Origin of the sequence: Streptomyces filipinensis, assembly GCF_014649495.1 — a bacterium.
In the GTDB taxonomy this organism is placed as follows: Bacteria; Actinomycetota; Actinomycetes; order Streptomycetales; family Streptomycetaceae; genus Streptomyces; species Streptomyces filipinensis.
Map to the genome: position 1 here is coordinate 514,691 of NZ_BMTD01000004.1, position 9,740 is coordinate 524,430.

A 9,740-nucleotide genomic window follows, 5' to 3' on the forward strand; every position below is an offset into this window, starting at 1 on the left:
TCGCCGCCACCTCCTCATAGCCGTACATCCACTCCTTGCCCCGTACAGGCCGTGCGTCAATCTCAACGGGGAGTGAACGACCGCCACGGCCACACACCTGGCCTTAGGCTGGCGACACCACTACGAACACTTCTTTTGCAGCGACCGGAGACAACGGTGCACTTCCACGACTCGATGATCAGCCTCGTCGGCAACACCCCGCTGGTGCGGCTCAACAACGTGACCCAGGGCATCCAGGCGACAGTCCTGGCCAAGGTGGAGTACTTCAACCCCGGCGGATCGGTGAAGGACCGCATCGCCCTGCGCATGATCGAGGCCGCCGAGCAGAGCGGGGAGCTGAAGCCGGGCGGCACCATCGTCGAGCCCACCAGTGGCAACACCGGTGTGGGGCTGGCGATCGTGGCCCAGCAGAAGGGCTACAAGTGCATCTTCGTGTGCCCCGACAAGGTGAGCACCGACAAGATCAACGTGCTGCGCGCGTACGGCGCGGAAGTGGTCGTCTGCCCGACCGCCGTGGACCCCGAGCACCCGGACTCCTACTACAACGTCTCCGACCGCCTCGTGCGGGAGACCCCGGGGGCCTGGAAGCCGGACCAGTACTCCAACCCCAACAACCCGCTCTCGCACTACCACTCCACCGGCCCCGAGCTGTGGGAGCAGACCGAGGGGAAGATCACCCACTTCGTGGCGGGCGTCGGCACCGGCGGCACCATCTCCGGCACCGGCCGCTACCTGAAGGACGCCAGCGACGGCAAGGTGAAGGTCATCGGCGCCGACCCGGAGGGCTCGGTGTACTCCGGCGGCTCCGGCCGGCCGTACCTGATCGAGGGCGTCGGTGAGGACTTCTGGCCGACCGCCTACGACCGCACCGTCGCCGACGAGATCGTCGCCGTGTCCGACAAGGACGCCTTCCAGATGACCCGCCGCCTGGCCAAGGAGGAGGGCCTGCTCGTCGGTGGCTCCTGCGGCATGGCCGTCGTGGCCGCGCTGGAGGTCGCCGAGCGGCTCGGACCGGACGACGTCGTGGTCGTGCTGCTCCCGGACAGCGGGCGCGGCTACCTCAGCAAGATCTTCAACGACGAGTGGATGGCCGACTACGGCTTCCTGGAGGACGAGGGACCGAGCGCCCGCGTCGCCGACGTCCTGAACGACAAGGCGGGCGCCACCATCCCCTCCCTCGTGCACATGCACCCGGAGGAGACCGTCGGCCAGGCCATCGAGGTGCTGCGCGAGTACGGCGTCTCGCAGATGCCGGTCGTCAAGCCGGGCGCCGGCCACCCGGACGTGATGGCCGCCGAGGTCGTCGGCTCCGTGGTGGAACGGGAACTGCTGGACGCCCTGTTCAGCAAGCGTGCCTCGCTGGAGGACCCGCTGGAGAAGCACATGTCCGCCCCGCTGCCCCAGGTCGGCTCCGGCGAGCCGGTCGGCGACCTGATGTCCGTGCTCGGCTCGGCCGACGCGGCGATCGTCCTGGTCGAGGGCAAGCCGACCGGCGTGGTCAGCCGGCAGGACCTGCTGGCCTTCCTGGCCAAGGGCGGGAAGTAGCGGCGAACCCCCGGTGAACGGCTCGTTCACCGGGGAAACTTGAGGCGGGGCGGGGTTCGCGGAAGTGGTACGAGCGTGTCACGTGCGCGCAGCACCCGCTTAACACGCGTCCGGCAGATTAAGGGGTGTCGGCAGGGAGGGAGCGGCTCCCCTCCCCGGCCGGCGCCGAACGGCGCCAAGGAACTCCGGAGCGGCTCCCGGACCTCCAAGGACGCCACGGACGCGCACGCCAGGCCCTGACCCGGCCCGCGTCCCTCGCGGGGACCGCCGTCGTCCCGCCCCCCGGCAACGGGGGTGCGGCGGTCCCCGCGCATTCCTTCCCGCGCCTGAACCGGCGCCGCTCTCGCGGACCGGTTGATCGCCGTCGTGGTTCCTCAAGGGCCGGTTGCGGCCGTGGTCGCTCTCCAGCTCCCCAGCAGCGCGAGCCGTTCCGCCGTCTCCGACCCCGGCTCCGGGGTGTACGCCACGATCGTCTGGTCCGGGGCCGTCGGCATCGTCAGGGTCTCGTACGGCAGCGTCAGCAGGCCCGCCACCGGGTGCCGGATCTTCTTCACGCCGTACGCGCACTCCCTGACCTCGTGGTCCGCCCACATCCGGCGGAAGTCCTCGCTCTTCACGGAGAGTTCGCCGACCAGGGCGCACAGCTCGGGGTCGTCGGCGTACCGGCCCGCGTTGACGCGCAGATGGGCCACCGTCTGGGCGGCGACCGCGTGCCACTCGGGGTAGAGGTCCCGGCCGGCCGGGTCCAGGAAGACCACCCGGGGGACGTTCCGCTCGGCCGGTGCCAGCCGGCTGAAGCCGTTCACCGCGTCGCCGAGGGCGTTCCACGCGAGCACGTCCATCCGGGGGCCCAGCACGAACGCCGGGCTGCGCTCCATGCTGTCCAGCAGGAGCCGGACGCCGGGGCGGACCCGCGCCGCGGACGCGGGCTGCTGTTCCCTGCGCCGCCGGCGGGGACGCGCCACCGTCCGCAGATACGCCTGCTCGGTCTCGTCCAGCCGCAGCACCCGCGCGACCGCGTCCAGCACGGCGTCGCTCACGCTCGGACCCCGGCCCTGTTCCAGCCGGATGTAGTAGTCGACGCTGACCCCCGCGAGCTGGGCCACCTCCTCACGGCGCAGCCCCGGCACGCGGCGCCGCCCATGGCTGGCCAGCCCCACCTCCTCGGGCTGGATCCGTGCACGTCGCGAGCGCAGGAAGTCGCCGACTTCCCCTTCCAGCCAGTCCCCGTCCATCCCTCGATCGTAGGGGAGGGGGCGGACGCCGTCCTGGTACTGGCAGACCCAGGAAAACCGCATCCCTGGGTACGGCCGCCGGGCCGGGCGAGGCTGGTGCCAGCAGCCGGGGAACCGCCCCGGTGCGGACACCCCAGGGGGAACATCCATGTCGTACGAGAGCCTGTCCGGCCGCACCGCCGTCGTCACCGGGGCCGCCAGCGGCATCGGCGAGGCCGTCGCCCGGCAGCTGGCCGCCGAGGGCGCCCGGGTGGCACTGCTCGCCCGGCGCGCGGACCGGCTGAAGAGCGTGGTGGACAAGATCCGGGCCGACGGCGGCGAGGCGCTCGCGGTGGCCGCCGACGTCACCGACGACGCCTCGGTGGCGGCCGCCCGTGACCTGGTCCACGAGACCTTCGAGACCGTCGACCTCGTCGTCAACAACGCCGGTGTCATGCTCCCGAACCCGGTCGACGAGGGCCGGATCGACGAGTGGCAGCGGATGCTCGACACCAACGTCACCGGCGTGCTGCGGGTCATCCGCGCCTTCGGAGCCGACCTGGTGGCCGCCGCCGGCCGGGGCCGCGCCGCCGACCTGGTGAACATCTCCTCCATCGGCGCCCACATCCCGTTCCCGAACTACGCGGTGTACGGCGCCACGAAGGCCGCCGTCACCTATCTCTCGCAGTCCCTGCGCACCGAGTTCGGGCCGCGTGACGTCCGGGTGACGAACATCGAGCCGGGACTGACGGAGACCGAACTGGCCACGCACGTCGACAGCACGGAACTGTCCGGGCAGCTGGACGGCATGTTCGAGGCGATCGGCGGCCTGGCGGCGGCCGAGGTCGCCGATGTGGTCGCCTACGCCACCAGCCGGCCCCGGCACGTCAACCTCCGCCAGATCATGGTCCTGCCGACCCGGCAGGCGTGAACCGGGGGCCTGTTCAGTCGTGCCGGCCGGACCGCTCGCGCCGGCCGCTGAGCAGCTCCGGGTTGAGCCGTACCGCCTGGGCGAAGTTGACGCCGACGATGCCGACCCAGGTGGCGATCGTGCCGGGCATTCCCGCCAGGGCACCGCAGATGGCGGTCAGCGGGATGGCGAGGACCAGCGAGATGACGGCGAACCCGAAGCGTTCCGTCCAGGTGTCGGCGTCCTTCGGCCGCCGGGTGCTGCGCGCGGTCGACATCTGCTGCTCGGCCAGCTGCCGCCGCACCCGGCGGTCGACCGCGTCGTCGATCCGCTGTTCGACCTTCCCCAGGAAGGAGTCGATCAGCGCGGAGTCGTAGTCGTCGCCCAGTTCGGTGCGTGCCCGCACGGTGGCGTCGAGGTCCTTGCGCAGGTCCGCGTCCTTCTTCAGGCCCGCGTCCGGCGAGTCCAGTGTGCTCATGGTCGGGAGCCTACGGATCGCTCATGCGCGCCGCACTGGGGACAACCCCCCTCTTCGGGGCGTCGGGCGGAACCGGCGCGTTCCGGCGTCCGCGCGGCGGGGAAGCGGGTTTGCCGGCCGGTGGCCACACGGGGGTGTGCGAGGGGGAGTGCCACCGGCCGGCGCCGGTCGTGGTCGTCCTCGGCGGGACCGACCCGACCGGGGATCAGAGGGGGTCGACGGCCGTCACCGGGGTACCGCGGCGGCAGAGGCCGGAACCTGCGGGAGTTGGCCGCCGCCGGCCGACGCACACGGTTCCAGCAGGGCGTAGTAGGCCATGACGGTCCCGATCTGCCGGGTCACGTGCAACCCGGCGGCGTTCGCGTGATGGGCCAGAGCCGCCGGACGGACCTGGTGGCGGTCGAAGAACTCACCGACGACCAGACGACCGGTCGGCTTGAGCACCCGGCGCAACTCCTGCAGCGCGGCCGGGAAGTCAGGGATCTCACCCAGTGCCGTCACCAGGTAGGCGGCGTCGAAGCTCGCACTCTCGTAGGGCAGGTGCCGCGCGTCGGCCAGCGTCGGGACGATGTTGCCGATGCCCCGGTCGGCAGCACGGCGCATCACGTGGTCCAGCATCTCCTGCTGGACGTCGACGATCTCCAGCGTGCCGTCAGGGCCGAGCTGGGGAGCGACCTCCAGCGCCTGCAGCCCGGTACCGGGGCCGATTTCCAGGACGCGCAGGCCGGGCTGCGGCCGGAGCAGGCCGTTCAGCCGCTCCTGGGTGAGGAAGGGCAGCGGCAGATCGAGAATCCAGCGCTGTGCGTAGGGATACGGCGCGGAGTCGGACGCCCACCAGGCGGCAGCGGCTGCCGCCGCCGATACGCCGGCTAACGCCCAGGCACCCGCCTTGCTCTGGGGAAGGCCGAATCGTGAAGAGAGTCGTTGCATGGTGTCTTTCTCCAGCGTTGTGTCCCACGCCGGTGCGCGGAGCACATCTGTATGAATTCCACGAGCACGCTAACGGGCCGTCGACCGGCCGCACCACGAGGGAAGCCCCCGAAACAGGGGTAGGGATAACCCACGTGTCCACCCACCCGTCCACCCTCGCGGCGAGCGGTTCCGAGGACCCGGCGGCGCCCGGCGCACATGCGGCACACCGGCCACATATCGAACAAATATGGCTTCGCAATGCAGCGTGTTCTCGCCGTTGGGTTTCCCCAAGGCGGTGTGGGAGTTCCAGGACGACGAGAGAAAGTGGACACGATGAATCAAGGGACCCTGGTGCCCGAGCGCGCCCTGCTCGACCTGACGCTCACCGGTGCCGAACGGGATGAGCTGGGGCAGGTGGCGGCCCTGCTGGCCGATGCCGGGCGGCGCCTGGTCGACGACCGGGAGTGGCTCGCACAGGCCCGGGAGCTGACGAGCCGGCTGCCCCTGCGGCTGCGCGAAGTGGTCCGCCGGTTCCGGCACGACCCGGGCGACGACGCGGTGATGGCCCTGCGGAACCTCCCGGTCGGCGACCCCGGCCTGCCCGCGACGCCGACCGTCGCGGAGTCGGTGGAACGCACGGCGACGGTACCGGCCGCCGTCGCCGTACTGATCAGCCTGTACCTGGGCGAAGTCGTCGCCTACCGCGACGAGAAGTCCGGCGCGCTGGTGCAGAACGTCGTACCGGTGCCGGGGCGGGAGGAGTCCCAGAGCAACGCCGGCTCGATCCCGCTCGAACTGCACGTGGAGAACGCGTTCCACGCCCACAGACCAGACTTCGTCGGACTGCTGTGCCTGCGCAACGACCATTCCGGGACGGCCGGCACGCTGGTCTCCTCGGTGCGCCGGGCGGTCCGGCTCCTTCCGGACGACGTCCGGGACGTCCTCTTCCAGCCGCGCTTCGTGACGGAGGCCCCGCCCTCGTTCCGGTCGGCGAACTCCGTGGAGGGGCACCCCGTGCTGGAAGGCATGCCGGACGACCCGAACGTCCGCGTGGACTTCAACGCCACCTCGCCGCTCGACGACACCGCGAAGGCGGCGCTGGAACTGCTGCGTACCGCGTTCCTGGACGTGTCCGCGTCCCTGGTGCTCCAGCCCGGCGAGATGGCGTTCCTGGACAATCGCATAGCCATCCACGGCCGTACCGCGTTCACCCCGCGCTACGACGGCCGCGACCGCTGGCTGCACCGGACCTTCGTCCATCTGGACAACCGCCGTGGCCTGGCACAGCGGGCGGACGGCGGACCCGTCATCAGCTGAACGGCGCGGACACCAGGCAGCCGGCGACTCCCACACGGGGAGCCGCCGGCGCACTGTTCGTGGACCCGCCTCCGGGCCGTCGGTCCGCCTCGCCGGGCCATACCCGGCCGGATCCAGCCGGGTATGGCCGGACGACCTAGCTGGACATCGCGACGAGCACCCGGCGGTCACCGGTGAAGGACCGCCGGCCGTGGCCGACCAGCACGTTGTCGATGAGCATCAGATCCCCGGTCCGCCAGTCGACGTCGACGGCCGCCTCCAGACCGCGGTCGCGCACCTGCAGGACGTACTCCGGGGGAATCGGGCTGCCGTCGGCGAAGGTCACCGTCTGCGGCAGCTCGTCCATGGGCAGCACCTTGGCCAGGGCCGCCGCGTCCTCGCCCAGGGTCGCGGGATGCCACTGGTCCGACTGGTTGAACCAGACCTCCGTCCCCGTGACCGGGTGCCGCAGGACCGACTGCCGGGCGTGGGTGATCCGCAGATCGTCCCCCCGGCGCCATTCCCAGCTCGCCTCGGCCTCGGTGAGGAACCGCTCCACCTCGTCGCGGTCCTCGGTCTCGAACGTCTGCTGCCAGCTCTTGCCCAGGCCCCGGCCGCCGTGCAGGTTCTGGGTGTAGCGCACGCCCCCGGCGAACGCCTCACGCACCTCGTCGTCGAGGGAGGCCAGCCACAGCGCCCCGTCGACCACCGGCGTGGCGCCGCCCGTCTCCGGCGCGACGGCGCAGAAGAACAGCAGCCGGCTGGGCCAGCGGTGCGCGTACGACAGCTCGTTGTGCATCGAGATGACGAACTCGGCCGGGTACTCCGTGGAGGTGTACACGTTCTGGCCGACCTTGGTCCGCGGCGAGTTCCCGTGCACGTAGGCCGCCCGGTTGGGCAGCAGTTCGTCGATGATCGGATCGAGGGACGCCTCGTCCACCCCGAAGCCGCGGAAGACCAGGGCCTTCTCCTTCACCAGCAGGTCGCCGATGTCCGCCGACTTCACAAATGTGGAAAGTCCCTCGGCGCTGGCCTCCAGCTGCACATCCGCCGGGCTTATCTCCAGGGGACTCCACTCGTGACCGTCCTTCATCGAGGCAGCCCCTCCCTTCCGTCGATGATTTACAAAGGTGCCGAAATTAGCCGTCAGAGCATTCTGGCAGTCGCGTCTATATACCCTCTACATGCTCTGCTCGGGGTTTTCGGTGAACGGTATAGACGCCTTATAGGGGCGCGCCGCACAGTGTCGTTGATCCAGTCTCATTCAACCGAGGAGCGAAATGGCCGAGCAGAGCGCCGACGTGCAGATCTACGACGTCGTTCTCAATGACGAGGAGCAGTACTCGATCTGGTGGGCGGACCGGGAGATGCCCGAGGGCTGGCGCGCCGAGGGCACCCGCGGCACCAAAGAGGAATGCCTGGCCCATATCGACGAGGTCTGGACCGATATGCGCCCGCTGAGCCTGCGCCGCCGGATGGCGGAGAGCGCGGCGAACTGAGGACGCGTCCGCTGCGGACGGACCACGACCTGGGCGAGGTCCCATGGCCTCGCCGGGGGTCGGTTCCCGGCAGTCGCCCGGCGCACAACTGATCGCTGAAGAAAGCTGTTTGGGGGAAGAGGAAGCATGAGCACCGGTGACGCGCCGTCCAACGGGCAGGGCAGGAACGAGCTGCGGGAGAAGCTGCTGCGGCGCTGGTTGTCCGGGGACCGGGGAGCCCGTCGCTCACGGATGACCAGGGCCGATCGCGACCAGCCGCTGCTGCTGTCCTTCGGGCAGCAGCAGATGTGGTTCCTCAACCAGATGGCTCCCGACAGCCCCGAATACCTCGTACCGCTGGCGGCCCGCCTGCGGGGGCCGCTGGACACCGAGGCGCTGCGCACGGCCCTGGAAGGCGTCGTCACCCGGCACGAGATCCTCCGCACCAGGTACGTCCTGTCCGGTGAGGAACCCGTCCAGGTGGTGGACGCGCCGCGGCGGCTGGAGCTTCCGGTGGTCGGCCTGGCCGATGTGCCCGCGGACCGGCGTGCCGAGCGCGCGCGGGAACTCGCGGAGCAGGAGGCGTCCGTCCCCCTCGACCTGACCCGGGACTGGCCGGTGCGGGCCAAGCTGTTCCAGCTGGACGACACCGACCACATGCTGGTGGTGACCTTCCACCACATCGCCTGTGACGCCTGGTCCATGGGAGTGTTCGCCGACGAGCTGAGCAGCCTGTACACCGCGCACACCGCCGGCCGTACGCCCGAGCTGGAACCTCTTCCCCTCCAGTACGCGGACTACGCCGCCTGGCAGCGCGCGGAACTCGCCGACGAGACGCTGGAAGCCGAACTGTCCTACTGGCGGGAACAGCTGGCGGCGCTGCCCGTGCTGGAACTGCCCACCGATCACCAGCGCCCCGCCCTCCGCGACCCCAGCGGTGCGGGCGTCGACTTCGCCATCCCGGCCCACCTGGCCGAACGCATCGGCAAGCTGGCCAAGGACAGCGGAGTCACCCGCTTCGTCGTCCTCCTCACCGCCTTCCAGATCCTGCTGTCCCGGTACACCGGGACCACGGACATCCCCGTGGGCACCACGGTCTCCGGACGCAACCGCCCCGAGCTCCAGCGACTCATCGGCTACGGCATCAACGTGCTGGTCGCCCGTGCCGCGTGGAGCGGTGACCCCACGTTCAACGAGCTGCTCGCCGCCGGACGCGGCACGATCCTGGACGCCTTCGAGCACCAGGCGGTCCCCTTCGCCCGCCTCGTCGACGAACTGCAGCCGGAACGGGACCTGTCCCGCAGCCCCCTCTACCAGGCCGACTTCATCCTGCGCGAGCGGCAGGGCGCCGGCCTGGAACTGCCCGGCCTCGACGTGGAGCCCGTGACGGGCGCCGGCATCGTCAAGTCCGACCTGACACTGGACGTGGAGGATGCCCGGGAGGGCGAGCTCAACGCCCGGCTGATCTTCGCCACCTCGCTCTTCGCACGCGAGACCGCCGAGCGCATGGCGGACCACTACGTCCGCCTGCTCGACGGCCTCACCGCCGCCCCGCAGGCACGGCTCTCCACGGTGGACCTCCTGTCGGACACCGAGACCGACCAGCTGGTGCGCGGCTGGAACGCCACCACCGAGTTCCCGGTCTCCGGGGGTGTCCACCAGGCGTTCGCGGCGCAGGCCGCCCGGACGCCGGACCAGATCGCCGTGGTCTGCGGGGACCGTGCCCTGACCTATGCCGAGGTGGACGAGCGGGCGAACCGTCTGGCCCATCATCTGCGTGAGCTGGGCGCCGGCCCGGAGGTCCTGGTCGGTGTCTCGCTGGAGCGTGACCTTGAGCTGATCCCGACGATTCTCGGTGTGCTCAAGTCGGGTGCCGCGTATCTGCCGCTCGACCCGGTGAACCCGGA

At 70.7% G+C, this 9,740-nt stretch carries 9 protein-coding genes; 5 read left to right on the plus strand and 4 right to left on the minus strand.

Going from position 1 to position 9,740, the window contains the following annotated elements; genetic code table 11:
• Positions 1-156 precede the first annotated feature (156 nt).
• Positions 157-1,545, plus strand: coding sequence for a cystathionine beta-synthase (locus IE244_RS13255; protein ID WP_031173031.1), 1,389 nt, complete (start codon positions 157-159; stop codon positions 1,543-1,545).
• A gap of 374 nt (positions 1,546-1,919) precedes the next feature.
• Here the strand turns inward: IE244_RS13255 and IE244_RS13260 are convergent, their stop codons facing one another.
• Positions 1,920-2,765: a helix-turn-helix transcriptional regulator gene (locus IE244_RS13260; RefSeq protein ID WP_191873717.1), complete on the minus strand. Its 846-nt coding sequence runs from the start codon at positions 2,763-2,765 to the stop codon at positions 1,920-1,922.
• Between the two features lie 163 nt (positions 2,766-2,928).
• Between IE244_RS13260 and IE244_RS13265 the strand changes: the two genes are divergently transcribed.
• Positions 2,929-3,690, plus strand: a complete 762-nt coding sequence (locus IE244_RS13265; protein WP_031173035.1) for an SDR family oxidoreductase — start codon at positions 2,929-2,931, stop codon at positions 3,688-3,690.
• A 13-nt stretch (positions 3,691-3,703) separates the two neighbouring features.
• On the opposite strand, the gene IE244_RS13270 is transcribed toward IE244_RS13265, so the two are convergent.
• Together IE244_RS13270 and IE244_RS13275 are read right to left on the minus strand one after the other, a co-directional pair.
• A complete protein-coding gene (locus IE244_RS13270) occupies positions 3,704-4,147 on the minus strand; it encodes a hypothetical protein (RefSeq protein WP_191873679.1) in 444 nt (147 codons plus the stop codon).
• Positions 4,148-4,372: 225 nt separating this feature from the next.
• Positions 4,373-5,077 (minus strand): class I SAM-dependent methyltransferase, encoded by a 705-nt coding sequence (locus tag IE244_RS13275; protein WP_191873680.1) that lies wholly within the window; start codon positions 5,075-5,077, stop codon positions 4,373-4,375.
• A 315-nt stretch (positions 5,078-5,392) separates the two neighbouring features.
• Here IE244_RS13275 and IE244_RS13280 point away from each other — a divergent pair, with 315 nt between their 5' ends.
• The gene (locus IE244_RS13280; RefSeq protein ID WP_191873681.1) at positions 5,393-6,376 is read left to right on the plus strand and encodes a TauD/TfdA family dioxygenase; all 984 of its coding nucleotides are present in this window, start codon (positions 5,393-5,395) and stop codon (positions 6,374-6,376) included.
• A gap of 136 nt (positions 6,377-6,512) precedes the next feature.
• Here the strand turns inward: IE244_RS13280 and IE244_RS13285 are convergent, their stop codons facing one another.
• The gene (locus tag IE244_RS13285) at positions 6,513-7,448 is read right to left on the minus strand and encodes a TauD/TfdA family dioxygenase (protein WP_191873682.1); all 936 of its coding nucleotides are present in this window, start codon (positions 7,446-7,448) and stop codon (positions 6,513-6,515) included.
• Between the two features lie 187 nt (positions 7,449-7,635).
• Between IE244_RS13285 and IE244_RS13290 the strand changes: the two genes are divergently transcribed.
• Both IE244_RS13290 and IE244_RS13295 read left to right on the plus strand, forming a co-directional pair.
• A complete protein-coding gene (locus tag IE244_RS13290) occupies positions 7,636-7,854 on the plus strand; it encodes an MbtH family protein (protein WP_191873683.1) in 219 nt (72 codons plus the stop codon).
• Positions 7,855-7,980: 126 nt separating this feature from the next.
• On the plus strand, positions 7,981-9,740 hold a 1,760-nt coding region (locus IE244_RS13295), incomplete at its 3' end, for a condensation domain-containing protein (RefSeq protein ID WP_191873684.1).